The organism is Candidatus Phytoplasma meliae, assembly GCF_016876135.2.
Genome location: NZ_JACAOD020000001.1, coordinates 1 through 26,320 on the forward strand (window position 1 = coordinate 1; position 26,320 = coordinate 26,320).

31 protein-coding genes, 1 other RNA gene and 2 pseudogenes are annotated in these 26,320 nt (G+C 30.0%); 31 read left to right on the forward strand and 3 right to left on the reverse strand.

The genetic code is table 11. From position 1 onward, the window contains the following. From CHTY_RS00005 to rnpB, 10 genes and pseudogenes are all read left to right on the forward strand, one after another. Positions 1 to 205 (forward strand): annotated as a pseudogene (locus CHTY_RS00005) (hypothetical protein); the annotation flags it as partial. 19 nt (positions 206 to 224) lie between these two features. Further along, positions 225 to 839 carry a ribonuclease III domain-containing protein gene (locus tag CHTY_RS00010; protein ID WP_203551900.1) on the forward strand — a complete coding sequence of 205 codons (615 nt, stop codon included), beginning with the start codon at positions 225 to 227 and terminating at the stop codon, positions 837 to 839. A 32-nt stretch (positions 840 to 871) separates the two neighbouring features. Continuing rightward, positions 872 to 2,959, forward strand: coding sequence for a coiled-coil domain-containing protein (locus CHTY_RS00015; protein WP_203551901.1), 2,088 nt, complete (start codon positions 872 to 874; stop codon positions 2,957 to 2,959). 157 nt (positions 2,960 to 3,116) lie between these two features. Then, positions 3,117 to 4,127: a DUF2963 domain-containing protein gene (locus CHTY_RS00020; RefSeq protein ID WP_203551902.1), complete on the forward strand. Its 1,011-nt coding sequence runs from the start codon at positions 3,117 to 3,119 to the stop codon at positions 4,125 to 4,127. Continuing rightward, a complete protein-coding gene (locus tag CHTY_RS00025) occupies positions 4,076 to 6,001 on the forward strand; it encodes an ATP-binding protein (RefSeq protein ID WP_203551903.1) in 1,926 nt (641 codons plus the stop codon). The genes CHTY_RS00020 and CHTY_RS00025 overlap by 52 nt, the downstream gene beginning before the upstream one ends. A 108-nt stretch (positions 6,002 to 6,109) precedes the next feature. Beyond that, complete coding sequence (locus CHTY_RS00030; protein ID WP_203551904.1) at positions 6,110 to 6,619, forward strand: hypothetical protein; 510 nt, start codon at positions 6,110 to 6,112, stop codon at positions 6,617 to 6,619. A 235-nt stretch (positions 6,620 to 6,854) separates the two neighbouring features. Then, complete coding sequence (tmk, locus tag CHTY_RS00035) at positions 6,855 to 7,502, forward strand: dTMP kinase (protein ID WP_203551905.1); 648 nt, start codon at positions 6,855 to 6,857, stop codon at positions 7,500 to 7,502. Between the two features lie 43 nt (positions 7,503 to 7,545). Beyond that, complete coding sequence (locus CHTY_RS00040) at positions 7,546 to 9,054, forward strand: hypothetical protein (RefSeq protein WP_203551906.1); 1,509 nt, start codon at positions 7,546 to 7,548, stop codon at positions 9,052 to 9,054. An 851-nt stretch (positions 9,055 to 9,905) separates the two neighbouring features. Further along, positions 9,906 to 10,136 (forward strand): AAA family ATPase, encoded by a 231-nt coding sequence (locus CHTY_RS00045; protein WP_203551907.1) that lies wholly within the window; start codon positions 9,906 to 9,908, stop codon positions 10,134 to 10,136. Positions 10,137 to 10,238: 102 nt separating this feature from the next. Next, positions 10,239 to 10,623, forward strand: an RNA gene (rnpB, locus tag CHTY_RS00050) — RNase P RNA component class B. Between the two features lie 183 nt (positions 10,624 to 10,806). Here rnpB and CHTY_RS00055 read toward each other — a convergent pair. The 3 genes from CHTY_RS00055 to CHTY_RS00065 form a co-directional block, all read right to left on the reverse strand. Further along, a complete protein-coding gene (locus tag CHTY_RS00055; protein ID WP_203551908.1) occupies positions 10,807 to 11,340 on the reverse strand; it encodes a hypothetical protein in 534 nt (177 codons plus the stop codon). 407 nt (positions 11,341 to 11,747) lie between these two features. Next, positions 11,748 to 12,113, reverse strand: coding sequence for a hypothetical protein (locus CHTY_RS00060; protein WP_203551909.1), 366 nt, complete (start codon positions 12,111 to 12,113; stop codon positions 11,748 to 11,750). Beyond that, the gene (locus tag CHTY_RS00065; protein ID WP_203551910.1) at positions 12,097 to 12,708 is read right to left on the reverse strand and encodes a hypothetical protein; all 612 of its coding nucleotides are present in this window, start codon (positions 12,706 to 12,708) and stop codon (positions 12,097 to 12,099) included. Before CHTY_RS00065 ends, CHTY_RS00060 begins: the two co-directional genes overlap by 17 nt. 841 nt (positions 12,709 to 13,549) lie before the next feature. Between CHTY_RS00065 and CHTY_RS00070 the strand changes: the two genes are divergently transcribed. The 21 genes and pseudogenes from CHTY_RS00070 (at position 13,550) to rpsH (ending at position 26,317) form a co-directional block, all read left to right on the forward strand. Further along, entirely contained in the window at positions 13,550 to 14,338 is a 789-nt protein-coding gene (locus CHTY_RS00070) for a hypothetical protein (RefSeq protein ID WP_203551911.1), read from the forward strand. 27 nt (positions 14,339 to 14,365) lie between these two features. Beyond that, the gene (locus CHTY_RS00075) at positions 14,366 to 15,166 is read left to right on the forward strand and encodes a hypothetical protein (protein WP_203551912.1); all 801 of its coding nucleotides are present in this window, start codon (positions 14,366 to 14,368) and stop codon (positions 15,164 to 15,166) included. A gap of 234 nt (positions 15,167 to 15,400) precedes the next feature. Beyond that, a complete protein-coding gene (locus CHTY_RS00080) occupies positions 15,401 to 17,071 on the forward strand; it encodes an AAA family ATPase (RefSeq protein ID WP_203551913.1) in 1,671 nt (556 codons plus the stop codon). A gap of 41 nt (positions 17,072 to 17,112) precedes the next feature. Then, the gene (locus CHTY_RS00085; RefSeq protein WP_203551914.1) at positions 17,113 to 18,033 is read left to right on the forward strand and encodes a hypothetical protein; all 921 of its coding nucleotides are present in this window, start codon (positions 17,113 to 17,115) and stop codon (positions 18,031 to 18,033) included. Positions 18,034 to 18,568: 535 nt separating this feature from the next. After that, entirely contained in the window at positions 18,569 to 18,763 is a 195-nt protein-coding gene (gene rpmF, locus CHTY_RS00090; RefSeq protein ID WP_203551915.1) for a 50S ribosomal protein L32, read from the forward strand. Positions 18,764 to 18,976: 213 nt separating this feature from the next. Next, on the forward strand, positions 18,977 to 19,294 hold the full coding sequence (rpsJ, locus tag CHTY_RS00095; RefSeq protein WP_203551916.1) for a 30S ribosomal protein S10: 318 nt from the start codon (positions 18,977 to 18,979) through the stop codon (positions 19,292 to 19,294). 76 nt (positions 19,295 to 19,370) lie between these two features. Then, the gene (gene rplC, locus CHTY_RS00100; protein WP_203551917.1) at positions 19,371 to 20,030 is read left to right on the forward strand and encodes a 50S ribosomal protein L3; all 660 of its coding nucleotides are present in this window, start codon (positions 19,371 to 19,373) and stop codon (positions 20,028 to 20,030) included. Continuing rightward, positions 20,017 to 20,643, forward strand: coding sequence for a 50S ribosomal protein L4 (gene rplD, locus CHTY_RS00105; RefSeq protein WP_203551918.1), 627 nt, complete (start codon positions 20,017 to 20,019; stop codon positions 20,641 to 20,643). The genes rplC and rplD overlap by 14 nt, the downstream gene beginning before the upstream one ends. Beyond that, positions 20,640 to 20,930: a 50S ribosomal protein L23 gene (gene rplW, locus CHTY_RS00110; protein ID WP_203551919.1), complete on the forward strand. Its 291-nt coding sequence runs from the start codon at positions 20,640 to 20,642 to the stop codon at positions 20,928 to 20,930. Before rplD ends, rplW begins: the two co-directional genes overlap by 4 nt. A 27-nt stretch (positions 20,931 to 20,957) precedes the next feature. Beyond that, positions 20,958 to 21,788: a 50S ribosomal protein L2 gene (rplB, locus tag CHTY_RS00115; protein ID WP_203551920.1), complete on the forward strand. Its 831-nt coding sequence runs from the start codon at positions 20,958 to 20,960 to the stop codon at positions 21,786 to 21,788. Positions 21,789 to 21,802: 14 nt separating this feature from the next. Beyond that, positions 21,803 to 22,087, forward strand: a complete 285-nt coding sequence (gene rpsS, locus CHTY_RS00120; RefSeq protein WP_203551921.1) for a 30S ribosomal protein S19 — start codon at positions 21,803 to 21,805, stop codon at positions 22,085 to 22,087. Positions 22,088 to 22,133: 46 nt separating this feature from the next. Next, entirely contained in the window at positions 22,134 to 22,529 is a 396-nt protein-coding gene (gene rplV, locus CHTY_RS00125; RefSeq protein ID WP_203551922.1) for a 50S ribosomal protein L22, read from the forward strand. Further along, entirely contained in the window at positions 22,507 to 23,262 is a 756-nt protein-coding gene (gene rpsC, locus CHTY_RS00130) for a 30S ribosomal protein S3 (RefSeq protein WP_203551923.1), read from the forward strand. Before rplV ends, rpsC begins: the two co-directional genes overlap by 23 nt. After that, a complete protein-coding gene (gene rplP, locus CHTY_RS00135) occupies positions 23,240 to 23,662 on the forward strand; it encodes a 50S ribosomal protein L16 (protein ID WP_203551924.1) in 423 nt (140 codons plus the stop codon). The genes rpsC and rplP overlap by 23 nt, the downstream gene beginning before the upstream one ends. After that, positions 23,659 to 23,853: pseudogene (gene rpmC / locus CHTY_RS03570) on the forward strand (50S ribosomal protein L29); the annotation flags it as partial. The gene rplP and the pseudogene rpmC, both read left to right, overlap by 4 nt. A gap of 209 nt (positions 23,854 to 24,062) precedes the next feature. Beyond that, on the forward strand, positions 24,063 to 24,326 hold the full coding sequence (gene rpsQ / locus CHTY_RS00145) for a 30S ribosomal protein S17 (RefSeq protein ID WP_246454043.1): 264 nt from the start codon (positions 24,063 to 24,065) through the stop codon (positions 24,324 to 24,326). A 12-nt stretch (positions 24,327 to 24,338) separates the two neighbouring features. Further along, on the forward strand, positions 24,339 to 24,701 hold the full coding sequence (rplN, locus tag CHTY_RS00150) for a 50S ribosomal protein L14 (protein WP_203551925.1): 363 nt from the start codon (positions 24,339 to 24,341) through the stop codon (positions 24,699 to 24,701). A 12-nt stretch (positions 24,702 to 24,713) separates the two neighbouring features. After that, positions 24,714 to 25,061, forward strand: a complete 348-nt coding sequence (rplX, locus tag CHTY_RS00155) for a 50S ribosomal protein L24 (RefSeq protein WP_203551926.1) — start codon at positions 24,714 to 24,716, stop codon at positions 25,059 to 25,061. A 15-nt stretch (positions 25,062 to 25,076) separates the two neighbouring features. Next, positions 25,077 to 25,625 (forward strand): 50S ribosomal protein L5, encoded by a 549-nt coding sequence (rplE, locus tag CHTY_RS00160; protein WP_203551927.1) that lies wholly within the window; start codon positions 25,077 to 25,079, stop codon positions 25,623 to 25,625. 14 nt (positions 25,626 to 25,639) lie between these two features. Next, positions 25,640 to 25,909: a 30S ribosomal protein S14 gene (gene rpsN, locus CHTY_RS00165; RefSeq protein WP_203551928.1), complete on the forward strand. Its 270-nt coding sequence runs from the start codon at positions 25,640 to 25,642 to the stop codon at positions 25,907 to 25,909. Between the two features lie 15 nt (positions 25,910 to 25,924). After that, complete coding sequence (gene rpsH / locus CHTY_RS00170; protein ID WP_203551929.1) at positions 25,925 to 26,317, forward strand: 30S ribosomal protein S8; 393 nt, start codon at positions 25,925 to 25,927, stop codon at positions 26,315 to 26,317. Positions 26,318 to 26,320: the final 3 nt, after the last annotated feature.

Genomic DNA, 26,320 nt, shown 5'->3' on the forward strand with positions numbered 1-26,320 from the left:
CCAACTTTTCTGTTCCAACACCAAACTTTGCTACTTCTTCGTCTATCAATCACCAATATCATATAAAACACTAGAAGTTAAAATCGATCAACCATTCATCAAAAAAATGTTAACAGATGGTCAAACTTATCTCCATCTTCTCTCAGAAGCCAAAAAAGAGCTTTCACAAACTAAAATTCTAAAAACATTAACTAGAATAATTTAATCACAAAGGAAATAAAAACATGAAAAAAAACAAAAAAACATCTTGTTCACCTTTACCAGTAACAAAAGCTTTCAGACCGATTTTAGACAAAATGAATAAATACAAAAAACAAGCTGTCAAAAACCAATATTCACCAATGACAAAACCAATTTATACAAACGACGATTACACAAGTGAACCATTTATCAACCAATTATTTTGTCCTTTTCTAACTGATGAACAAATCGATAAAAAAACACTTTCAATTCTCACCAAGCTGAAAGTAAAACCAAAAAATCTTTCTCTTTATCGTTTTAAACCAACTTTAAACGAATACTCAAAAACAATCAACTTATCGTTTTCTTTTGTTGGTGATGCTATCTTACGTGTTTTTATCTTTGACATGATAAAAGAATCAAAAAACTTTTCCAATCACGAAATTCCATATCTTATTTCTAATCTTTTTTGGTTTCATGTCGTCAAACTAAACAACTTAATAGACCATAACAAACTTTATCACAAAGCTTATGCCGACTTATTCGAAGCCTTCTTTGGAGCAATTTATTACGATCGTGGTATCAAAGTTGCTCAACGAGTTTTCAACAACATCATCAAAAAACCACTTGTCGAAAACCACACCATCAAACTCAAATAACTTTCACTTCCACCAAAGAACCAACTTAACCATTGGTTCTTTCTCTTCAAACCAAAACCACCTCTTCACACCGTATAAAACAATCAACCACATCAAAAAACACACTCCAAAATGGCCAAAAACCACCAACACCATCACCAGCCAAAAACCATTTATCAAAAAAAAAAAAAACCAAAGGAGAACCAAAAAAACCAAAACACGAAAGGAACCAAAATATGCAAAAAGAACAAATGCTACAAACTTATATTAACTACCCTATTATTGCGGTTGGTATAGTAATTACCTATATTTTTATTATCAAAATGTTAGGAAAAAACTTAAAAACAATCCCTAACCTATTGCTGATAGGAATAATCTTAATATTAGGAATAACAACTCCGCTAATAATCAAAACGAACCAAGAAGACCAATTAGACCCTCAAAATCCAACTCAATCCTCACCCTCAAATGACGCCCCCACCTCAGCCTTAGCTCCAACAACTCCCCCAACCCCAACAACTCCCCCAACCTCAATCCCGCCAAAACCACCAAACAATCCAACCTTGGTAGTCAAATCCAAAACACAAGATGACCTAAATGTGTTGTTAGATAACATTTACAACGAAATAAAATTCACCCCCAAAACCTCAAACGAAAGACTACAACAGAAAACAAAATTAGATGGTTATCAATTAGATTTAAAACTTTTTTTCTTTAATTTAGACGACCCTCAAATTAATGTTTTAAAAGAGGCATTAACCGAAAAAATAAACAAAATACAAGATGACATTGACTTAGACACCCCAATTATCTCAACTTCACCTCAACCAACAACATCATCCCAACTCAACCAACCACCAAAAACTTCTGCCGATTTAACACTCGAACGAACAAGACAAATATTATCAGAAAATACAAAAGAACTCAAAAACAACGCTCTTATCGCGAAATACATCCAAACCTATTTTACTGATAAAATTAATAACAACGCCAACACCATACTTTCAGCCCAAAACACAATAAACAATCATTTAAAACCACATTTAAAAACACTAGAACATATTAGAAAAAACAGAGACGAAACTAAAAAATCATTGGAAACACAATTGGATAACTTATGTGAACGCAACAAACAACTTCAAAAAGATTTAAATGATGCAAAGGATGAATCCAGTTCTAAACTTATAAAAATCTTAAAAGATAGTTATAATTCCTCTTTAACGCTACTTAGACAAAGAATCTCGGAACCCGAAGACCAAACCGAAGCACCAAAAACACCAACAACCGAACAAACACAAACAGACAAAAAAACCGAAAAAAAAGAAAACTCAAAAACCAAAGACGAAAAGACACAAAATAAAGCCAACGAACCAAAAGCCGAAAACAAAACCAACCTTCAAAACCAAATTAAAGTGCATCAAAATTCGTTAGACAACATTCCTATGGTGGTTGATATCATATCCACTTATAAAACCTCGTTAGCAAATTCCGGCACTTATAGTAGACAAAAAACTTACGATGGACTAGAAAGAAAATTAAAAAATGACGGGTATATAGGCGGACGATACCCAAATTACATCTATTATGAAAAATTAACCAAAACAGGTTGGATGAAAGAAGTTATCCAACAACTTTTAGAATGCGCCACTATGACCATAGAACAACTTGATGAATTATTAAAACTTACCTTAGAAAAGAAAGTTGAATTAGAACGAGAAATTAAAAGCAAAAAACAAGAAATTGAAGATTATGTGAAGAACGCCAAAACATTATTTAATAATAATTTGGCCGCGCAACGCGAAGTATATTCGACTGTTACAACCTTCGACGATCCTATAAAAAACAACATTAAGAAATACTTAGCCCTTCAAGATTCCTTCGATAAAACTTTAACCGCTTATAGCGAGGATAAGGTCAATAACTACAATTACAACGAAACTAACAAACAAATCACTCAAAAAGAAGACGAAATTAAAAAACTTGCAAAAGAAAACGAACAACTCAGAAAATCACAAAGAAAATTCGAAGAAAAAATCAAAAACACGAACTTAGACACAAACACTGATGATGATGTTATGCAACAGACGAGAGAGGATGTCGAATACGAAGTGATGGAAGAAGACGATTCCAACCAAAACTAATCTTCTCAAATCACCAAACTTTATTTAATGAGGTTTGGTGATTTTTTTAAACCAATCAAAAACGAAACAAGCACAAAAATTGCAAAAAAAAAAAAAACAGTATAATGGAACTGTATTCAAAAAATACAGAATCTCAAAACACGAAAGGAAACGAAAAATGAACCCAAACACCAAATCAACTCTCTACACCGCTATCTCTGCCTTAACCATCACAATCTTATTAATAATTGGTGTCATCATCTACAAAAAACATCATTCTCATCCCCAATCACCAATCTCTGAACAAGGTCCAACTTCGGCTTTAACTCCCCCAACCCCACCAACACCACCTCACCCCAATCATTCTTCTCAATCTCAACCAAAAACATCAAACAATCAATCCCGACCTCAAACTATTAGGGATACCAAATTTGAACAAACTACCTCTTCTACTCGACAAAACAACGACCAAAAAACCACCCCACCCCCACCAAAACCAAAATCTGAATCAAAACCCCAACCTCAACCAACCTCAACTCCACAAAAAACACAAGAACAATTACAACAAGAGAAAAAAGAAAATGACGAGCTTTGTCATTATATACCACTCACACAAATTGTCGGCAACACCAAAATAATAACCGAAGGTTCTTATGCTAGTGTTCAAACCGAAACCTATTACGACCTCCAAACAAACAAAAAAACAAAATTTATTAAATATTTCCCTAGAATGACACCAAATTCCCCCCGAAAATACAGCAAGATAGAAGAATACAACGAAAATGGAACCAAAACCAAACACACCGATTACAACGAAGATGGCACAATTCAATACATCACCGAATACAACCAAAATGAATCCAAAACCAAATTCATTGTATACAAAGACAACAACAAACCCCGCTGCTTCATCATCGAATACGATCCAACAACTGGCAAAATAATCAAAAAAACATATTACAACAACGATGGCACAATCTGCTCCATCGTCGAATGCGACCAAAATGGAACCGAAACCAAAAGGACATATTACAACAAAGATGGTACAATCGACTACATCATCGAATACAACCCCGAACTGCACAAATACATCACAACCTACTCATCCTTCACCCAACAACAAATCTCAGAAGCCAAATGCCTCCATCAAGAAGCTATCCGCCAGTACAATCTCTACAACCAAAACTAACCCCAGAACCAACCTCCCAGTTGGTTCTTTTTCTTTACACCCAAAACAAAACTAACCGAATATATCAAACGCACTCAAACCCCAAAACAAAACTAACTGAATATATCAAACACACCACATCCAAAAACACACTCCAAAAAATGCCAGCACACACCATCACCACCACCCCCCCAAAAACCATTTATCAAAATAAAAAACCAAATAAACCAAAAAAACCAAAACACGAAAGGAACCAAAACATGTTAACTCTATTAACAACCCTCAAATATACCAAATATTTACTAACTTTCCTAATTGTTATATCAACACTAGGAATCCTGATTAACATTTTCAAAAAAATTAAAAAACAACAACCCTTAAAATCTAAATCCATCTTCATCTTTATTGCCTTAATAGTAATATCTATAATTGGGTTTATTTGCTTTAATTTTTTTGGAACTTCGTTTTATGACCAAAAAACCGCAAAGGCACACAGCGATTTTCAAACAACCTCACATCATGCTCAAACTAAATTTAAAAAAATACTAACCACACTAGGAGACAATAAAACAGAACTAGAAAACGCATTAACCCAATTAAAAAAGGAAGTAACTGACGCTTATATCAAACTTGAAAACAACCAAAAAGAAGAAAAAGAATTAGTGGAATTACTCACCAAAATCAAAAACGAATTAAACAACATCAATTCTGAATTAAAAGAATTAGACGAAGAGCAAAAGATTTTAATTGCCAGAAAACAAGAATGGCTTAAAATAAGAAAAGAATTAACTCTCAAAAAGGCACAACTAGAAAATGAATTAAAAAACGAAACCAACCTTCAAAAAAGAGCAAAAATAAAAGAAGAAATAGAAAAAATAGATACTAGAATCAAAGAAATCGACAAAGAAATTTTCAAAATCAATCAAAGATTAGAACTAATCAGATTGAGAAAAAATTATCTAGAAACTAGAAAAGAGGTTTTAATAAAAAAACAAACACAAATTGAAAACAGGATGAAACAACTTCAACAAGAAAACGAAATTATCTATAATTTCATCACAGAAAAAGGAAACCTAATTTCTAAAATTGAACAACAAATCGAAAGAATTGAAGAAGATATGATTAACATAGCAGGCAAAATGGTAGCATTAGAACTATTATCTGAAAGAGCAAGAGAAGGACTAAGTAAATTTAGAACTGCTCAAATCGACCACCAATCCTCTATTGCCAATTTTTTTAAACATGGTACAAAATCTGTGGTTAAAATCACCAACGCTCTTGCGGACTTATCTGGAACTGCCGCCATCAAAAAAATCACTTCCAAACTTGGTATTAAATTATTAGGCAAAGCCATGAATGCCAATAAAATTAGGATGGCAGCTTCTGCGCTCGTCGACTTTTACACAAACGAAAGAAGTAGAAAAGACTTATATGCAATGTACACCCCAGAAGATTTTCAATATTTGGAAAACAAAATTAAAGAAGACACAAAACTAGAAGAGGAAAAATTAGAAAAAAGACTAACAGAAATTGAAAACCTTAAAAAGGAACTTTTACCTTCAAATCTTCAAAAAAAATTATCACAAACTGATATCGAATACCAACAATCCCAAGCAGAAACACAAAAACTAAAAGACGCCCTTTTCCAAAACACACTTGACGAACACGAAACCAACTTTACAAATGTAGAAAAAGCGGTGGGAGACTATCACGACAAAGCAAACGAAGAATACGACTACCAAGAACTTCTTGTAGGATACCAAAAAACAAAAAAACATCAAGAAACTTTAACAGAAAAATTAACAGAAAACCAAACACAAAACCTTAATTCCCAACAGGTCATAGAACTTTCAGAAACGCAAACTGATGAAGAATTTGAAGATGACCGCCCTTAATCCACAAGAGCCAACCTACCATAGTTGGTTCTTTCTCTATAAATAAAAAAAAACACCTTTCTCGACCGCCAACCTTCCACCATTTTCTAACCAAAAGGAACTAAAACTATGACAAAACTAAAAAAAATAAATCAAACTCTTTTCACCATCTTTCTTATTACAGGAATCACCCTCTTTATCTTAGCAATCTACAATCTCTACCAATATCAAACTTCACAAACTTCAGTCCAAAACCATCTTAACTCTGAAATCACCCATTCTTTCAATCATCTCAACGTCGAACTCTCTAAAACAACCAACCATCTTAACTCTGAAATCGCCAAAACCTCAACTCACCTCAATCAACAAATTGACAACCTTTACAACGACATTACTACTACCAAAACCCAAACCCTTAATAAAATTGAAAACAATGTTGATATTAAAATCCAACAATTCAAACAATTAATTCTTGACCAAATTGAAAAACTAATTATTTTCCTAAACAATAAAGTAGACACCTACCTCGACCCTCAGTCCAAAGAAGAAATCATCAATTGCCTCAAAAACATAATTGAAAACTTTGGCTCTTTCACACTCAAAGACCTTTACTCCTACTTTAAATCCCCCAAAAAATAACCCAATATCCACTTCCGCAATTTAAGCATCACACACCCATTTTTACAACCAAAACCAACCAAAACCAAATTCACAAATTACTACGACGATGGCACAAACAACCACATCGCCAAATATGATTCAAAAGGAAAGAAAACTTTCAAAATTGAATAAAAACTTCAAAAGACTGACTAAACTGTCGGTCTTTTTCTTTTACCAAAATCAAAAAAAACTTAAAAGGAGAAAACTAACAACCATGAAACTAATAATTATCGAAGGACTCGATGGTTCTGGCAAAACAACACTCATCAAACAGCTTGCCAACTTACTTCAACAACAAAACAAAGAAGTTATCACACTCAGTGGCCTCGGTAGTTCCGCAATCGGCCACCAAATCCGACAAACTTTCTTAACTCACACCAACCTCAACAATCCAACAAGGCTCCATCTAAGTCTCGCCAACATGTACCAAACTCAACACGAACTAATCGATCCAAACATCAAAACAGACAAAATAATCCTAATCGATAGATGGATTGGTTCTAATTATGCCTATCGAGTCTATCCATCACAAAATCCAACCATCAACCAAATATTCAACCAATCCATCAAAAACTTCATCCAACCAAACATGACCATCTATCTCAAAATCGATCCGAAAATTGGTCTTAATCGAAAACAAAAACAAGCTAACCATCAACTTGATGTCATCGAACAAAGTCCACTATCATACCATCATCAAGTCGCTCTCGGTTTCGAACAATTTATGAAACGAAAAGACATTGGTCACAAAATAATCTTAGATACTACAACCAACCAAACCACCAACCATAACATCGAAACCATCTTTTCCACCATCAACAAGCTAAAACCAATTCTCACTTCCACCAAAGAACCAACTTAACCATTGGTTCTTTCTCTTCAAACCAAACCACCTCTTTCACCATATGCAGAATCAACCACAACTACCAACACACTCCAAAATGGCCAAAACCACCAAAACCACCACCTGCCAAAAACCATTTATCAAAAAAAACAAAAACACCAAAAACACACAAAGTAGAAAGGAAAAACAAAATTGGAATTTCAAAAAAAAACATTTTAAAATAATTTTTATTTTAACAACCATTGCCTTAATCTTGCTATTAAACAAAATTTTATTTTATTCTCAACCATCAATTTTTACCAAAACACAAACTGATCCAATTTCTATCACATCAACCGACGAATCCAAAGAAATATTTCGTACAAACATGTTAAAAACAAAAGTTCACCATATCAACATCCAAAACCGAAATCAAATTCCAGAAATATTAAAAAGAGCCGAAATACCATTCGAAGCAACTCATTATTTTAACAACAGACCATCATATAACGAGTATAGTATGTCGTATGTTTGGTGGTATCTCAAAGAACCACCAAATGGTCTAATCCATACCTTCTTTACACCAAGGCAAAATCCATTTGGATACCGATATCCTCGATCGGATGATAAATACACAATCCAAGATTTACTTCAACACGACATTGCCTTTGAAGAAGCATGGCTCTTTTACGATGTTTCAACACAACCAACAAGAACCGATTGTAAAATCCACAATATCGACTTAGACATCAATCTTAACAACCACACAATCGGTCAAGAAATAAAAAACAAACTAAAAACCGAAACCAAGCTAACCGAATTGGAATTGACCAATTATCGTGACCAAATTGTTCGTCAAGAAGTTAACAAATATCTTCTTTCAAACAAAATAATCAAGAGTGAACTAAGAGAAATCATGCCAAATCATATGAATGTTGCACCAAACTGTTCGATCTCGTTTCCATTCAATCAAAATGACACAACTAAAACCAACTTTTGTCTTTATTTCGATGATGGATTCCGTGCATTCGATGCTGATACAACAATCGACACTTTACTAAAACTATCGAACGATGCCAAAAATGGATATCTTTTCAATGTCAAAATAAACTTAGATTATTCGACATATCAAACTCGTAATTCAATCGAACAATTACTACCAACCAACTATCTAACAAATCGTGATACTATCAAAATCAATCTAACTAATCGCAAAATTCGACCAACTGGAAATAAAATATTTAGTAAAGACAACGGACTTTATTATCCGACCGAATTGAGACAAAAAGCTATAAAATTTGGAGAAGAAACATTTAGATGGTTTGTTCTAAAACCCGGAATTCATATGTTTGCTTTCGACGAAGAAAATAATAGAATGACTGATATAATTGTAACAGACGAAGGAATCTTGACGCCATTAAACAATAATTTTAGTTCGTATTTTGGTATTAGTGCAAAAAGAAGAAATTTTTTAGCAAGCGAGAACGATTGTGTAGCCGAACTTTCAACACATAATGCAAATTCTGCTAAAAGTTTTAGTAGCATTCGTTTTGTATGCGATATTTACGACTCTAATTCTTTTGAATATTAAGGAGAATATATATATGTTTAAAATTCGAATAAAAAAATATTTTTTCATTGCTGGTTTGATAATTTTTTCTTTTGGAATGACGAAAGGAATTTTAAAGGAGCAAAAAATCCTTTCTTTTTATTTGTTTACGAGACAAAATATTTTTTTAAGTGTTGTTTATTTTTTTTTGACGTCCTTTTTTCAAAATAAACAAAACCAAAAAACTCTTTTTTTTGGTTTTTGTTGTTTGATTAATAATTTATTAATGATGATATTGTATTTAAAAATTGAAAGCAATATAGAATATCAACAATTAAATGGATTTTACTTTTTGGTTTCCATTATGGAACACTGTTTTTTCCCTTTGTTGTTTATATTTTATTATTTCTTTATTGATAACACCACTTTAAAGTTAAAGCAATTTTATGTCGGATTAATTTATCCTTTTATTTATTTTTTAATAACTATGGTTGTCGGTAAGATGATGAATAAATATCCATATTCTTTTTTAAATTTAATAAATACTGATAAATTAAAATTTATTTTAATTATATTGTCGATAACTATTTTTCTCGTTGTAATTTCTTTGATATCGATTTATATAAAAAATAAAATAACTAACAAACGGAATACAAAACAATTTAAAACAATTTAATTATCTTCAAAAATCAACTTAATTATCAGTTTTTTCTTACATCCGAAACCAAACTTCGCCAACTCCTCCATCCTTTCCAAGACCATAATTTTTAAAAACAAGACTATCTTAACTGATAGTCTTTTTTTATACCAAAACCACCAACCAAACAACTAGATTAATTTCTGGTTCTTTTTTTATACCAAAATCCAATCTCAAAAGGAGAAAACTAACAACCATGAAACTAATAATTATTGAAGGACTCGATGGTTCTGGCAAAACAACACTCATCAAACAACTTGCCAACTTACTTCAACAACAAAACAAAGAAGTTATCGCACTCAGTGGCCTCGGTAGTTCCACAATCGGCCACCAAATCCGACAAACTTTCTTAACTCACACCAACCTCAACAATCCAACAAGACTTCATCTAAGTCTTGCCAACATGTACCAAACTCAACGACACTAAACTTGAAACCAAAAAATCATTTTTCCAAAAGTTCAACTTTTTGGTCCAAGTCCGTTCTTTTATTTGATAAAGTTAATCAGATTTGATAAAATAAAAAAGGTCAATAGAAGGTGATCGAGATTTAAAAATAATATTTTTAAATTTAGGAAAGTCCATGTTAGCACATGCTGCGATTGCATGTAGTGTTTGTGTCTAAGGAATTCATAACTTAGAGTATTTTGGAAACAAAGTAACGGCGTTTTTTATTTCTAAGGATTGGTGATAAAGTAATTTATTATTATATTTATGAAATAAAAGCTGAAAGTGTCACAGAGACGAGCTAATTAGAAATAATTAGGTGAAACGCGATAAACCCCTCAAGCTAACAACCCAAAAAATGGTAGGGGCATGTAAAACGATGAAATGAAGTCAGTTTTACACTACTTTTATAGTAGCAGATAAATGATCACACTTGTTTTTTTAACAAGACAAAACATGGCTTATGCATATTGACCTTTTTTTTATGAAACTTTTATAAGTTATTATAAGAAAAACCAAACAAATAATTTAAATAAAGTGATGTTTAAATTATTTGTTTGGTTTTTTCCTTTTTCTTTGTTTCTTTATTTGCAATAATGCTTGCAATTAATGTGTTTTTATTACTTGTTTTTATGTTTTTATTGTTTTCCTTTTAGTTGTCAGCAAGATTAAAGGATAGAATAATTGTAAACTCTTGATTAGATATTAGTTTTTTTGATATTATTGATTTTTCATTTAAGGAAATAGTGGTTTTTACATATATTGATTTTTTACTATTTATGTTAGGTTTATTATCGTTGTTATATTTTTTATAATTTGTATCTTCATCAGTTTCATATTCATTTGTAATTAATAAACATTTTTGTAGTATGTCTTCTTCTTGTTTTGAAACGCATTTAATAGTTTTTGGTTCTAATTCTAATTTTTTATTATTTGGGCTTTTATTAGTTGCTTTTACAAGATAAGTTAATTCATCAACTTCATTTGGTAATAAAGCTTTAGCTCCTTTGGGAACTAGTTTTTTAGTTTTATCAATCCCTTCTATTTCTTCAATTTCTATGTCTTGTGATGTTTTGATTTCGATATTTGTTGTTTGTTCTTTTTGATGATTTTTATACGATATCATGGCTGCTATAAATAAACTCATTGATAAGGAAGTAATCAATATATTTAATATAAATCTCATTTTATAAATCTTTTTGGTTGTTTTGATTCTCGCCTTAGATTATCTCCCTTGTATTTGTTTGGTATTTGTTTGAAGGTAAATATGGAATTACATAAAACTAAAATATAAATATATAATAAGATAAATCATAAAATAAATATATAAATAGCAAATATAAAGTAATTATATCTTTTTTTAAAGATATCTAAAATATCAAAATTTTACCTTTTAATCTATTTTAAGGATTTATATTAATGTATAAAAAAATAGTTAAATAAAGATATATAAATAATAATTAAATAATAATTAAATAATAATTAAATAATAATTAAATAATAATTAAATAATAAAGATAGTATAAGTATACTATTTGTTTTGTAAGAATAGAAACTTAATTGTTCTATTCTTACATAAACTTAGGATGTTGATTATTTGTTGATGTTAAGTTTAACGGTTCCTTTGAAATAAAGACTTTCTTTTTTGGCTTCAATTGTGATTGTTTTAGGAGTTTTTATTCCTAGGATGAATTTAGTAATTTTATTGCTTGTTTCTTGAAGTGTTTTATTTTTATATGTAATGATTAAATCTGATTCTGATAGATGATTAATGATGTTAGCATTAGTTAACACTTCTCTTACTGCTTTGATATTTTTACATTTTTTTAATTTTTCTTTTAAAGGAAGATTACGTTTAATAACATCTTCTAAGTCTTTGATTTGATAAGTTATTTTTAATAATGTTAATAGTTTTTCATTGATATGAAAACATATGTTTTGATTATTCAAGGAGTTCATAAGACAGAATACCTTTACATGAGTAAAAGGGAATTTTATCTTTTAACACCTTCATACTTTCATGATTATTTTCTTTGGGTAAGTTATCTATATTAAGTTCAATAGTTGTTTTAACATCAATTGATTCATTATGTTTCATTAAAGGTTTATTATTAGGATCATATGTATGATAATCATTACTATTAGTTGCTTTCCATAAGTATTTAATATCTATTAATTGTTTTAATAAAGAGATAATTTCTTCTTGGTTGCTGTTTCCTCCTATATTGTTATCATCTTTAATACTAATTTCTTGTGCAAGTTGTAATTTGAGGTTATCAATGCTTTTATTAGTAACTTTAGTATAATAGATTAATTCATAAACTTCTTCATTAGATAAACGAGGAGAGCCTTTAGGAATTAAATTTTCAGTAGCAAGTTTAGTTGTTTCAATTGTAATAATTTCTTGAGGTTTTGATATTTTAATTTCATCAAGATGAATTTCTTTTTTATGAATGTGCCAAATAAGACCTCCAATAGTTCCAATTGAAGCAATTAATAAGAAGATAAGAATGATCTTAATAAAGACCTTTTTTTTATGCATATATACATTCACTAGTTTAAGATTCCTTTCTAGTTTTATGACTATGCTTTTTAATATTTTAAAATTATAATTATATAATATTTTTTTAATATGGCGATGTGATATATATTTAAATATTTCATAAGTTATTAAAAAAATAAATTAATAATCATTTTTAGTAAATAAAAATAAATTAATAGTATTTTTAATATTAATAAATCATCGTTGCTTATAAATAAAACATAGCCATTAATTGTAATTATACACAGTATAGTTAAAAAATACAAATTTAATGCTTATTTAATTAAAATAATTAAAATAAATATATAAAATTAAATATAAAATAATTAAAATAATTAAAAAATATATAAAATTAAATGCAAAATAATTAAAATAATTAAAAAATATATAAAATTAAATACAAAATAAAGCTAATTTAATGATAAAAATGATATTTTTTTGTTAAAATAGCTTATTTTTATTATATAATAACTTATGACCTGGCTAATTTAGTTTAATTGTCTTTTATATTTAAAAGTAATTGATTTAGGCAGCGAATTTAAATTATTTTTAATTTTCACTTACAAATTAAATACTTCATGAATTCATGATTTTTTATATTCACTTTCTTTTTATATTCTTTTTATATTCTTTTATTATTTAAGATATCTATTTTTACATAGTATGTAGTTTTATCAATTTTATTTATTGTTGTTTATGTTTTTTAGTATTTATTTAATTTTATTAATTAAATAAATATGTAATTTCAACAAGAAGTTAAATATAATATATTTAACATTAATAATAATTAAAATTTGGAAACTACATATTTTTTTTATATTTATAAGGTTAGGATCAAACAAGGGGGGAGGATATGCGATTATATGATTTTAGAATCAAAGATGATACTAAGAAAACAAGTGTTAAAAAAATTACTGACACTAAGGGTAAAAAAAGAGGAAGACCTAAAAGCAAACAACCTTTAGATATTCATTATATTATATATAAAGCATTAATGATATTTTGTATTTTTTGGCATTCTTTCTTATTTGTATTTTTTAATTTCTATTTAGGTTATAAGATGGGCACTCTTAATAAATTCCGTGGTACTCGATTTACTATGTTAGCTCGCATTATTGATTTTTGTGATCATATAGATAAAATGTTAGGCACTATTGATAAACATCAATTAACTCATGACTTAAATGAGGCAACAAGTAAATTAGAAAAACTAAAGAATCCTAAAACTAAGAAACAAGAAGCGCTATCATCTTTGTTATATAAAAAGATAGAACCATTACAAAAACAAATGGATAAGATAGATAATAAGTTAAATAATATTAATACTAATGCTAACACTAATACTACAGATACTATAAAAGAAATAAAAGAATCTATAATAAAAGAAATAAAAGAATCAATAAATCAAACTAATATACCTAATACATCTAGTGTACCTCCAATGCACTCTAACACTCCTGCTCCTCCTAATATTATTTACCCTCCTCTTTATCCCCCTCAACCCGTTAAAGAAGATGCTAATCATTATATTATAATCACTATTCTAATAGTAATTATAATGATCTTTTTTATGTTTATTATTTTTTTATCTTTTTTTTGGAATAATTTAAAAACTAATTTCATTAAAAAAGAAAAACATTAAAGGAAAATTGAAGTGTAAAATACAAAAATGGTTAAACAAAAGTTTATTTTATTATTTTTAATTATTTTTTCTTTCTTTATATTAATGATTTCTGTTAATGGAATAAATCACTTTGAGAAAAAAGATATTCCTTCATTTGAAATCTCTTGTCCTCCTCTTTCAAATTCAAACAAAGAGTTTTATGAAAAATTGTGGAAATTTATTATTGATGTTCATAAGAATAATCAAGAAGAATCCCTTGTTGCTGAGTTAAATAAACCTGATAACGCTAATACAGGAGAACAAGGGGATGCACCAAAACACAAGAGTAATACAAAGAGTTGGTGGAAGACAACGAAAAAAATGACAAACCAACTAACAAAAACACTACAAATAAACAAAATAACAAATTACTTGAACAAACAAGGACGCATAATCTGGGAGGCATTGCCACAGCAATTCCGAGACACGGTATCTCAATTTTTCGAAACACTAGTTTCAAAGATGCGCGATTATGCAAAACAAGAACACGTTCGAGAAAAACAAAGTCGAGAAGGATATACACAATTATTAGAAGTAAGATATGAGAATAAAGGGAATACATATACCACCCTCCCTTTATTTTATGACCCAATTCAAGATAAAGCCAAAGGTATTTTAATAATGGTGGATGAGAGTGAGGAACAAAGGGAACAAAAAAAAAAAAAAGAATATATATTGACCCCTGAAAAGATAATAAAAATAAAAGATGGTTGTTCTAATTGTGAATTTAAGTATCCAGATAAAAGTGCAAATCCCGCAGAATTGGCACTATGGAAAGTTCTATTCCAAGAATTTCTCCTTTCGTGATCGCTATCGCATTAAATCGCATTAAGGAGTTGCTAATTGAAAAAAAATCAACCAAATAGTAAATTTTATAATTTATCTTATCTTATCTTATTAGTAATTATTACTTGTTGTATTGTTCTTTTTACTTTTAATAATATGACGGAAACTAAAGAAAAAAATATATCTTCAGATGCTGAACCTTGAGAGAATAGTTCTAAGACTATTGCTTTAGGTACTATTATAGGTCATCTCAGGATGATAGAATCAAAAACAAAAGAAAACACAAATGTAGAAACAATAAAAGAAGATATTAACACCTTTATTCAAACTATTTCTGATTATGATAATAAACCCTTAATCCCTCCTTTAAAAGCTAAATTAGAAAGTATCCAAAGTACTGCTTTGAATAAAGAACAAGTAGGACAAGAGATAAAAAACCTTATAATAAGCATTCAAGGTGAAACGCAAGGTAACAATATTAATATTTTACCTTCTAAAACCATTCCTTTAGGCGAAATTATAGGTTATTTAGGATTCATTGAAACACAAGCACAAGCAAATATACCAGCTGCTATCCAGCAACTTACAAATAGTATTCAAGGCGATGGCAACCCTTTTATAATGGCTTTAAAAGATAAATTAGCCACTATTACAACAAAACATGAAATAACTCAACTTAAAGAGAGTATTCGAGCAACTCCCCCGCCTATGACTCCAGAAAACATGACACGAGCTCTTAAAGAAGCCCTTAAAGAAAGTAATTTGATGAAAGACTTAAAAGAAGTAATAAATACTCATTTAGGAGACATTAAAGGAGCTCTTTCAGGTGAAAATATAGATTCAGGGTTAGATGAATATATAAAAGTAATAAATGAATGTAAAAAATATGAAAATAAAGAAGGTACAGAAGTTACAGAATCCTGGAAAAACACCCCAAAATTAGAAGCTTTAACAGGTCTTAACCGCGAAATCAAAGTTTTAGATGGATTTAGACAATATGTCAACAGCAACAAACCCCACTTTCAAATTGAACCTACTTTAGGAGTTATTTTACATGGTGTACCTGGAACAGGTAAAACCACCCTTGCTCGCGCTTTTGCAAAAACTCTTGGATGGACTTATATTGAAATTGATGGAACTAATTTCCATCAATATAATCAAAAAGAAGGCATTAAGATGGTTAAAGCTTTATTTAAAGTGTTAATGGGTGAAAAAGACACACAAGGCAACTATTCAGGTGGTTGCGAACAAGCAATTGTTTGTATTGATGAATGTGAAAATACTTGGGGAGATCTTAAAAAAGCTGATAGTCAAGCTACTAAAAATATTGTAACTATGTTTAAAAATAACTTTACTGGTGCTGAATATAAAGAATATATCAAAAAGAAGAATATTTTTTGGATAGGAACTACCAATCACTTAGAAGATTTAGATAGTGCGATTTTATCTCGTTTTGCCGCTAAAATCCAAGTTGATCCATTAGATCTTGAGGCAAGAAGAAGTTTGATTAAGAGGAAAATAAGCCATTTACACACAGGCAGAAATGCAACTGATGCAGAACGAAAGTTAGAACATGACGCCGAAAACTATTTTATACATAAATTACCCGACGAAATCGAAAAATATAAAGCCTTACAATCCATTCGTACTATTGAACACATCATTAATGAAGCTAAAATGAATGCTTTAATAGACCCAGCAGTAGGTGATACAGGAAAAATTAAGAAGTGTCATATCATAAAAGCTTTAGCATTTTTTATTAAAAATACAGAAGATGAAGAACAATTACAATTAGCAAGAAAACAAGAATCTAAGGAAGAAAAAGGCCTAGTCTTAAACCGAAAAGATGATGAACGACTAAAAACATTACAAAAGAGACCAAAAGATCAACTAGAACAATTAGAACAACAATTAACAAATAATTAATTATTATAATAAAGATAACAAAAAAGGAAAAATTGAAAAATATGAGTCATAAAAAAAAGAAATTTATTGTTAACAATTGTCTTAGCATTAAAAAGATTTTTACTTTATTTTTGCTATTTACTCCTTTAACAGTTTTATTTTGGGCTGGTATTGAGGCTCTGAAAAGATTTGAAAAAATAAAAGAAGTTGCTTTGGAATTAGGAGCTCCTGAATTGTCGATGTCATTTGAACAATTCAATGAAGAAAATTTTATAATTGACGAGATTAAAGATATAAATGTTTTGCAAGAACAAAGAGCAAAATACCTAGACCTTGCATATGAGACAGAAGAAAAACCATCAGCAGAATTATTATCGGGGGATGATAATGATTTTCATATTATTCATAAAGCCTTGAAAACCAACAAATTAAAAAATGATGGAGTAGTTAAGAAATATTACCGAGTGGCTTTAAAAGATGCTGCTCCATTACAATCCCTTTATCTTAAAGTAAACCCTAAGGATAACCCTGGAACACAAGTTATAAAAGGCGACAACAATGCAGTTGACAACCCCACAAATTATTTTCGTTTTAGTAAACTTAATTTTTATAATAAAAATTGGGAAGAAGTTGGTTTAGGAAAAGGAAATTCCACAACAGATAAATTATGTTTGTTAAGTAAAGAATATAAGGGAGACAGGAATGATTCTCAACTCGTATCACAACATAGATCAAATGAGATTTATGTAGAAGTAGAATTTAAAGCTGAAAATAACGCGTTTAAGCAAGCTTATGAAAAAGGCATACTTTGGGGTACCCCAGAGAGTCCAAAAACAAAGAGAGACGAAAAGATAAAGCTGAAATCTATACTCTTATTTTCTGGTTACGCTGACAAAGATATCCCTGATGGAGTTAATTCATACTCAAAAATCGGAAACAACGAACTAACTCAATTTAATCCAAAAAACCCAACAACAGTTTAGGAAGTAATCGCTAACATACAGCGTTAAAGAATTAAAAGTAGCAAGATAGATAGAGAATTAAAAGACGCAGGATTTGATTTATAATAATAATTTTAATATAAATATTATTATTATTTCCAATTGAGCCCCCAAATCGTTAATGTGAAAAAAATCATTTTTTTCACATTTGATTGTTGGGGGTTGCTTAATGTGTAAAAGGTGAAATCTTTTGTAGATTAAGTACAGCGAAAAGTTGAGCTACATATTTTGGCTATTAATTGTAGGTAAAATTTGTTTTCAATACATTACAATAAGAAGCAATACACTAAGTCATGCTGTACTTGAAATTTATTTTAAGTACAGTATTATATTTTTAATTATCTTTAAAGGTTGACAAAATAACTTTTTTAAGTTAAAATATTTTTAGGTTTAAAATTAATTTTTCATTTTTATTAATTTTTTAAGCTTATATCTTGCCTCAATTTTTTAATAGTTTTTAAGTATTTATTAAACAAGCTAATAAAATAATAAAAATAAAAAAAGAAAGGATTCAAACATGGCTGTTCCTTTTAGACGAACCGGAAAAACGGCAAAAAGAAAAAGACGTACTCATTATAAATTGGGTAATCCTGCTTTAGTTGTTTGTAAACAAACAAATAATTATACCCTATCTCATCGAGTAACTAAAAATAGCGGTTATTATAAAGGTAAGCTAATTTTAGATAATAATAAATTAGTTAAAAATAATTAGTATTTTAAAGATATAAAGAATTTAATCAATTAACCTTTCATAAGTGAAAATAATAAATAAAAATAATAAGCATAAACTTAGGAAAACAATAGTTATCCCTTTTTACCCTTATTTTTTGTTGTTCTTTTGCTTTAATTTTTTGATTAAAAAACTAAACACCAATATCAGTTGTCTAAAGAGATTAGAAAAATAGATATTAAAAGGAGCACATTAGTGAACAAAAAAGAAAAAGAAATTGTCAAGATACTTTTAAGAGCTTATGATCATCATTTAATTGATCAAGCAGCTAAAAAAATAATTGATATCGTTATTAAAACAGGAGTTCAAATTGAAGGCCCTATCCCCCTGCCTACTAAAAAAGAAGTTTTTACTGTTTTGCGTTCTCCTTTTGTTAACAAAGATTCCAGAGAACAATTTGAACGCCACACTCATAAACGCTTAATTCAAATTATTAATCCTAATAATAAAACTATTGAATCTTTAATGCATATTAGTTTGCCACCTGCAATCGATATTTTGTTAAAAAAATAATTATTAACAATAAATAGAAAAGATAAACAATAATTAAAAAAATAAAAAAGATAGAAAAGAAGAAAAGAGGAAGAGAATGGCTCAAGGAATCTTAGGAAAAAAAATAGGAATGACACAAATTTTTAACGAACAAGGTGTGTTAATTCCAGTTACTATTATAGATGTTGCATCAAATGTTGTTTTGCAACAAAAAAACAATGAAACTGATGGGTATCAAGCTACTCAAATTGGTTATGATCCTAAAAGAGAAAAGAATACAACCAAACAGTTATTAGGTCATTTTAAAAAAGCTCATACGGCTCCTAAGCGCTTCATTAAAGAAATTATTTTTAAAGATATCAATTCACCCCTAACTCAATTAGCGGTGGGAGAAACAGTGAGCCCCTCTTTTAAAGCTGGTGATTTAGTTGATGTCACAGGTACTTCTAAAGGTAAAGGTTTTTCCGGTTCGATTAAAAGACATAATCAAAGTCGTGGTCCTGAAAGCCATGGTTCTCGTTATCATCGTCGTCCTGGATCCATGGGTCCTATTAAAGGGAAATTAAAAGGTAAGAAATTACCAGGACAAATGGGACATGAAACTGTTACTATTCAAAATTTAATGATTGTGGATGTTAATCAAAGTAAAAATTTATTTTTAATTAAAGGCAATGTTCCAGGACCAAATAAAGGTTTTGTTGTCATTAAAACTGCTGTTAAAAAAATAATAAAGGGAGAAGCGCATGCCAAAATATAATATTATCAATCAAAAAGGCGATCTTGTTGCGACCAAAGTTTTAGAAAGTAGTGTTTTTGATATTAAACCTCATCAACAGGTTTTATATGATGTTGTTAATGCTCAAAGAGCAGCGATGCGTCAAGGAACACATGCTACTAAAACTCGCGCTTTAGTTGCTGGTGGTGGCAAAAAACCTTGGAAACAAAAAGGAACCGGTCGTGCTCGTCATGGCTCTATTCGTTCACCTTTATGGCGTGGTGGTGGTGTTGCTTTTGGTCCTTCTCCACGTGATTATTCTGTTAAAATTAATCAAAAAGTATCTCATTTAGCCATCAAATCTGCTTTATCTTTGCAAGCACAACAAAAACAATTAATGGTAATTGATGATTTTAATTTAGCAACTAATAAAACTAAAGATTTAGCTCAAATTTTAAAAACTTTAAAAATACAAGCTAAAACTTTAATTATTGTGACTAAGATGACAGAACAATTAATGCTTGCTTCTCGTAATCTACCTTATGTTACATTAGAAAAAGCATCTCATACTAGTGTCTATCAAATGCTTAATTGTAAACATTTAGTTTTAACTGCTGATGCTGTTACCTATTTTGAGGAGACTTTTAAAAAATGAATCAATATTATACTTTAATTAAAACTCCAATTATCACTGAATTAACTAATAAATTAATTGAAAGACAAAATAAATATACTTTTAAAGTATCAAAAACAGCTAATAAAATTGAAATTAAAAAAGCTTTAGAACATATTTTTTCAGTTAAAGTAGTTTCAGTGAATACGAGAAACGTCCTTCCTCGTTTTAAAAGAAAAGGGAAATTTGAAGGTTACACTTCAGGTTATAAAAAAGCTATTGTTAAAGTAGCTTCCGGGCAAAAAATTCCAATTCTATCAAACGAATAAAAACAGTTAAAAGGAAGGTAAATAATCATGGCGATTAAAAAATACAACCCTACTACTAACGGAACTCGTAATATGAGTGTTTCTGCTTTTTCAGAAATAACCACTCAAACACCGGAAAAAAGTTTATTAGTAGCTTATAAAAATCAATCAGGACGTAATAATCAAGGTAAAATAACAGTCAGACATCGGGGCGGTGGCGTTAAAAGAAAATACCGTTTAATTGATTTTAAAAGAAATAAAGATAATATTATTGGTAAAGTTGCTACTATTGAATATGATCCTAATCGTAGTGCCAATATTGCTTTAATTCATTATCTTGACGGTGAAAAAAGATATATTTTAGCTCCTAAAGGCTTAACTGTATCCATGCAAATTGTTTCTGGGAAAGATGCTGATATTAAAGTTGGTAATTGCCTCCCTTTAATCAATATCCCAGTAGGAACAACTGTTCACAATATTGAATTAAAACCAGGTAAAGGCGGCCAAATAGCGCGTAGTGCTGGTTCTTCGGTTCAAATTATTGGTCGCGAAGGTAAATATGTTTTATTACGTTTACAATCAAGTGAAGTTCGTAAAGTGCTTGATGCTTGCCGCGCTACTATTGGTGCAATTGGAAATGAATCTTATAAACTAATTAATTATGGTAAAGCTGGAAAGAAACGTTTTTTAGGAATCAGACCTACTGTTAGAGGATCAGCAATGAATCCTAATGATCATCCACACGGCGGAGGAGAAGGTAGAGCTCCTATTGGACGCAAATCACCAATGACTCCTTGGGGCAAAAAAGCTCGCGGAATTAAAACTCGTAATCGTAAAAAAACTTCTAATGTTTTAATTATTAGACGACGTACAAAATAATTGGGAGGTTATAAATGCCACGTTCAATCAAAAAAGGTCCTATTGTAGCTAGTCATTTATTAGCTAAAATAGAAAAACAACGAAATTTAAAAAATAAAAAAGTGATTCAAACTTGGTCGCGCAGTTCTACTATTACACCTATCTTTGTTGGTCACAAAATTGCTGTTTATAATGGTCGTGAACATATTCCTGTCTATATTACTGAAAATATGGTAGGACATAAATTAGGAGAATTTGCTCCTACTCGTACTTATCGCGGACATGATAAAAAAGATAATAAAAAAGGCCAAAAAAAGTAAAATAAAGCAAACCCAAGCAAAATAAGGGGAAGGAAAAGAATGGACTATGGAAACGGAAACCAAAACGGCTAAAGCGATTGCATCTAAAGTTTCGATTGCTCCTCGTAAAGCACGTTTAGTCATTGATTTAATTAGAGGTAAAAACATTGCTCAAGCTCAAGCTATTTTAACTTTTACTCCAAAAGTAGCTGCTCCCGTTATTTTAAAACTTTTAAACAGCGCAGTTGCTAATGCTACTAATAATTTAAAATTACATCATGAACAACTTTATGTTAAAGAAGTTTTTGTTAACGAAGGCTTACGCTTAAAACGTATGTTCCCGCGAGCTAAAGGTTCTGGCGATATGATTAAAAAAAGAACTAGCCATATTACTTTAGTAGTGGCTTTAAGAAATGAACAAATACTAAAGGAGGGACAAGATGGGTCAGAAAATCAATCCTAATGGTTTAAGATTAGGGATTATTAGAACTTGGGATTCTCAATGGTTTGTTCAAGATAAAGAAATTCCTGCTTTAATCAAAGAAGATTATTTAATCCGCGAATTAATTAATAATTTTAGCAAAAAAAGTGCGATTAGTCAAATTGAAATCCAACGCTTAAAAGAAAAAACTAAAAACCGCATTAAAATCCATATTCATACAGCCAAACCAGGTATTATTATTGGTAGAGACGGTGAAACACGTAATAAAATGGTGGCTAAATTAAAAGAATTAACTCAAAAAGACGTCGATTTAAATATTTTAGAAGTTAAAAATTCTGAAAAAATAGCTTTATTAATAGCTCAAAATATAGCTGAACAATTAGAAAATCGTATGAATTTCCGACGTGTTCAAAAAATGGCTATTCAAAAAGCCCTTAAAGCAGGTGTTAAAGGAATTAAAACTTTAGTTTCTGGGCGTTTAAATGGTGTTGAAATAGCTCGTAGTGAAGGCAATTCCGAAGGAAGAGTCCCTCTACATACTTTAAGAGCAGATATTGATTATGCTTCTTTACAAGCTCATACTACTTATGGTGTTTTGGGGGTTAAAGTGTGGATTTTTCATGGTGAAGTTTTACCGGGCCAAACTATTTTAGATACTAGAAAACCTTTTGTTTCTTCTAACAACAAAAATAATAAACGCCCTTCTCGTTATTTTAAAGGAGGCTCTAAAAATGTTAATGCCAAAAAGAACTAAATATCGTCGTCCTCATCGTGTTAGTTTTGAGGGAAAAGCAAAAGGTAAAAACATCATTGTTAATGGTAATTATGCTTTAATTGCTAAAGAAGGGGCTTTCATTACTAACAAACAAATTGAAGCTGCCAGAATAGCTATGACACGTTATATGAAAAGAACAGGAAAAGTTTGGATTAATATTTTCCCTCATTTATCTTTGACTAAAAAACCACTTGAAGTTCGAATGGGATCAGGAAAAGGTTCTCCTGAAGAATGGGTAGCTGTTGTTAAAATTGGCAAAATTTTATTCGAAGTTAAAGACACCTCTAATTCTGAAAAAACAGAAGTAGAAGCTTTAAGATTGGCTTCTCACAAATTACCAATTAAAACCAAAATTGTTAAAAAAGGTGCAGAATTATGAAAATGCGAGAAATTTTAAAAATGAACTCTGAAGAATTAGAAAACAAAGTAGTTGTTTTACACCGAGAACTTTTTGATTTGCGTTTTCAATTAGCTTTAGGAAAACTAACTAATACTGCTCAAATTCGTAAATTAAAAAAAAGCATTGCTCGTATTAAAACTATTCTTACACAAAAAAAAATAACTTCAAATGCAAATCTAATTCAACCATCTAAACCTTCAAAAAAAACTTTAAAAATTTCTTTAGATAATGTTGTTTCAACTTCAACTTCAAATGATGATTCTTTGGCAAAACAAGAAGTTAATCTTGCTTCTTCTGAAAATAGTAAACAACAAGATAGTAAACCAGAAGAAACTAAACAAACTATACAAGAAGTTAATATCAACAAGGAGGATAAATAATGAAACGCAATTTTAGAAAAACTTTTGTTGGAAAAGTAGTTTCTGATAAAATGCAAAAAACTATTACTGTTGTTGTTGACATTTATAAAAAAGATCCTTTATATGGCAAAAGAGTGAAACAATCGAAAAAATTCCATGTTCATGATGAAAACCAATCAGCTAAAATAGGTGATTTAGTTAACTTCATGGAAACACGAGCTTTATCTAAAACTAAAAAATTTCGATTATTCAAAATTCTTTCTCATTCAAAGAGACTAAATTAAGGAGAAATTGAGATGATTCAACGAGAAAGCCGTTTAGTTGTGGCTGATAACAGTGGCGCTAAAGAAGTCCTAGTTATTGGTATTTTAGGAGGGACTGGACGTCGTTATGCAAACATCGGCGATGTTGTAGTAGTAACTGTTAAATCAGGATCTGGTACAGTCAAAAAACACGATGTTTTAAAAGGCGTTATTGTACGTTCAAAAAAAGGGTTAAGGCGTCAAAATGGTTCTTATATTAAATTTGACGATAATGCCTTAGTTCTTTTAAAAGAAGATTTAAGTATCATTGGTACCCGCATTTTTGGACCAGTAGTTCGAGAATTGAGCGATAAGAAATTTTCTAAAATAGTTTCTTTAGCCCAATTAGTTTTATAAGGAGTATCTTATATGCATATTAAAGTAGGCGAAACCGTAGCTATTTTATCTGGTAAAGATCGTTATTATATGGATGAAACAGGTAAGAAAAAAATTAAAACAGGCAAAGTTATTAAAATTTTTGCTGAAACTCAAAAAATTCTTGTTGAAGGTGTGAACATTAAAACCAAACATCAACCACCTGCTCAAGATCAAGATAAAGGTACTATTGTTAAACGAGAAGCCCCCATTCATATTTCTAATGTAGCTTTAATTGATCCTTCTACTCAAACTCCTACTAAAATAGGAATTCGTTTGGAATCAGGAAAAAAAGTTCGTTATGCTAAAAAATCAAACACTACGCTAAATGATTCAAATTAAGGAGAGCTTTATTAAATGAAAAAAGAAAATAACTTATTCCCATTAGACTACGCTAATATAACTGCTACCTTAATGAAAACATTTAACTATAAATCAGTAATGCAAGTCCCTAAAATAGATAAAATTGTGGTTAATATAGGGGTTGGCGATGCTATTTCCAACAGTAAAGTAATTGATGAAGTTGTGGAAGAAGTAAAATTATTAACTGGACAAAGCCCTGTTGTTACTAAAGCTAAAAAATCTATTTCCAATTTTAAATTACGTGAAGGCATGCCTGTTGGAGTTAAAGTTACTTTAAGAGGAGCTCGTAAAGAAGCTTTTTTATATAAATTGACTTCCCTTGTTTTCCCTCGTGTAAGAGATTTTAGAGGTATTTCTGGAAAATCTTTTGATGGTCGTGGCAATTATGCCTTAGGACTAAAAGAACAAATAGTTTTCCCAGAGATCAATATTGATAAAGTTAAAAAAATTCGTGGTATGGACATTATTATTGTCACTACTGCTAAAAATAACGTTCAAGCCAAAAAGCTTTTAGAACTTTATGGCATGCCGTTTAAAAACTAAAGGAAAGATTATTTATGGCTAAAAAATCAAAAATTGCAAAAGATAAAAAACAACGAGAATTAGTTTTGAAATATGCTGCATTGCGTTTAGAACTTAAAAAAAAAGCTGATTATGCTGCCTTATCTAAGATACCTGTCAAAGCATCTCCTGTTCGTTTAAAAAATAGAGATTCTATTGATGGTCGTCCTCGAGGATATATTCGTAAATTTGGCATTTCCAGAATTAATTTTAGACAGTTAGCTCATGAAGGAAAGTTACCTGGCGTTAAAAAAACTAGTTGGTAAAAAGGAGACTAAAACATGGTTATGACTGATCCTATTGCAGATATGTTAACACGGATTCGCAACGCTAATCAAATGTCGCATTTAAAAGTGTTAATTCCTGCTTCAAAGTTAAAATTAGAAATTTTATCAGTTTTAAAAAAAGAAGGTTTTATTAAAGATTTTTATTTACCTCAGTTATCTCGAGAAATAATTGTTAGTTTAAAATATGCTTCCAATAAAGAAAAAGTTATTAAAGGTTTAAAAAGAGTTTCGAAACCAGGATTAAGAGTTTATGCATCAGCTGAACAATTACCTAAAGTATTAAATGGTCTAGGAATAGCTTTGGTTTCTACTTCTAAAGGAATTTTAACCGATGCTCAAGCTCGTTTTTCCCAAATTGGCGGCGAAGTTTTAGCTTATGTTTGGTAAAAA

Coding starts and splice junctions, on each gene's coding strand:
- rpmF (WP_203551915.1), top strand. CDS start 18,569: ATGGCTGTTCCTTTTAGACGAACCGGAAAAACGGCAAAAAGAAAAAGA.
- rpsH (WP_203551929.1), top strand. CDS start 25,925: ATGGTTATGACTGATCCTATTGCAGATATGTTAACACGGATTCGCAAC.
- CHTY_RS00040 (WP_203551906.1), top strand. CDS start 7,546: ATGCAGAATCAACCACAACTACCAACACACTCCAAAATGGCCAAAACC.
- CHTY_RS00045 (WP_203551907.1), top strand. CDS start 9,906: ATGAAACTAATAATTATTGAAGGACTCGATGGTTCTGGCAAAACAACA.
- rplX (WP_203551926.1), top strand. CDS start 24,714: ATGCATATTAAAGTAGGCGAAACCGTAGCTATTTTATCTGGTAAAGAT.
- CHTY_RS00055 (WP_203551908.1), bottom strand. CDS start 11,340: ATGAGATTTATATTAAATATATTGATTACTTCCTTATCAATGAGTTTA.
- tmk (WP_203551905.1), top strand. CDS start 6,855: ATGAAACTAATAATTATCGAAGGACTCGATGGTTCTGGCAAAACAACA.
- rplB (WP_203551920.1), top strand. CDS start 20,958: ATGGCGATTAAAAAATACAACCCTACTACTAACGGAACTCGTAATATG.
- rplD (WP_203551918.1), top strand. CDS start 20,017: ATGCCAAAATATAATATTATCAATCAAAAAGGCGATCTTGTTGCGACC.
- CHTY_RS00020 (WP_203551902.1), top strand. CDS start 3,117: ATGAACCCAAACACCAAATCAACTCTCTACACCGCTATCTCTGCCTTA.
- CHTY_RS00070 (WP_203551911.1), top strand. CDS start 13,550: ATGCGATTATATGATTTTAGAATCAAAGATGATACTAAGAAAACAAGT.
- rpsC (WP_203551923.1), top strand. CDS start 22,507: ATGGGTCAGAAAATCAATCCTAATGGTTTAAGATTAGGGATTATTAGA.
- rplV (WP_203551922.1), top strand. CDS start 22,134: ATGGAAACGGAAACCAAAACGGCTAAAGCGATTGCATCTAAAGTTTCG.
- rplC (WP_203551917.1), top strand. CDS start 19,371: ATGGCTCAAGGAATCTTAGGAAAAAAAATAGGAATGACACAAATTTTT.
- CHTY_RS00025 (WP_203551903.1), top strand. CDS start 4,076: ATGCCTCCATCAAGAAGCTATCCGCCAGTACAATCTCTACAACCAAAA.
- CHTY_RS00080 (WP_203551913.1), top strand. CDS start 15,401: ATGATAGAATCAAAAACAAAAGAAAACACAAATGTAGAAACAATAAAA.
- rplW (WP_203551919.1), top strand. CDS start 20,640: ATGAATCAATATTATACTTTAATTAAAACTCCAATTATCACTGAATTA.
- rpsN (WP_203551928.1), top strand. CDS start 25,640: ATGGCTAAAAAATCAAAAATTGCAAAAGATAAAAAACAACGAGAATTA.
- rpsQ (WP_246454043.1), top strand. CDS start 24,063: ATGAAACGCAATTTTAGAAAAACTTTTGTTGGAAAAGTAGTTTCTGAT.
- rpsS (WP_203551921.1), top strand. CDS start 21,803: ATGCCACGTTCAATCAAAAAAGGTCCTATTGTAGCTAGTCATTTATTA.
- rplP (WP_203551924.1), top strand. CDS start 23,240: ATGTTAATGCCAAAAAGAACTAAATATCGTCGTCCTCATCGTGTTAGT.
- rplE (WP_203551927.1), top strand. CDS start 25,077: ATGAAAAAAGAAAATAACTTATTCCCATTAGACTACGCTAATATAACT.
- rplN (WP_203551925.1), top strand. CDS start 24,339: ATGATTCAACGAGAAAGCCGTTTAGTTGTGGCTGATAACAGTGGCGCT.
- CHTY_RS00085 (WP_203551914.1), top strand. CDS start 17,113: ATGAGTCATAAAAAAAAGAAATTTATTGTTAACAATTGTCTTAGCATT.
- CHTY_RS00010 (WP_203551900.1), top strand. CDS start 225: ATGAAAAAAAACAAAAAAACATCTTGTTCACCTTTACCAGTAACAAAA.
- CHTY_RS00075 (WP_203551912.1), top strand. CDS start 14,366: ATGGTTAAACAAAAGTTTATTTTATTATTTTTAATTATTTTTTCTTTC.
- CHTY_RS00030 (WP_203551904.1), top strand. CDS start 6,110: ATGACAAAACTAAAAAAAATAAATCAAACTCTTTTCACCATCTTTCTT.
- CHTY_RS00060 (WP_203551909.1), bottom strand. CDS start 12,113: ATGAACTCCTTGAATAATCAAAACATATGTTTTCATATCAATGAAAAA.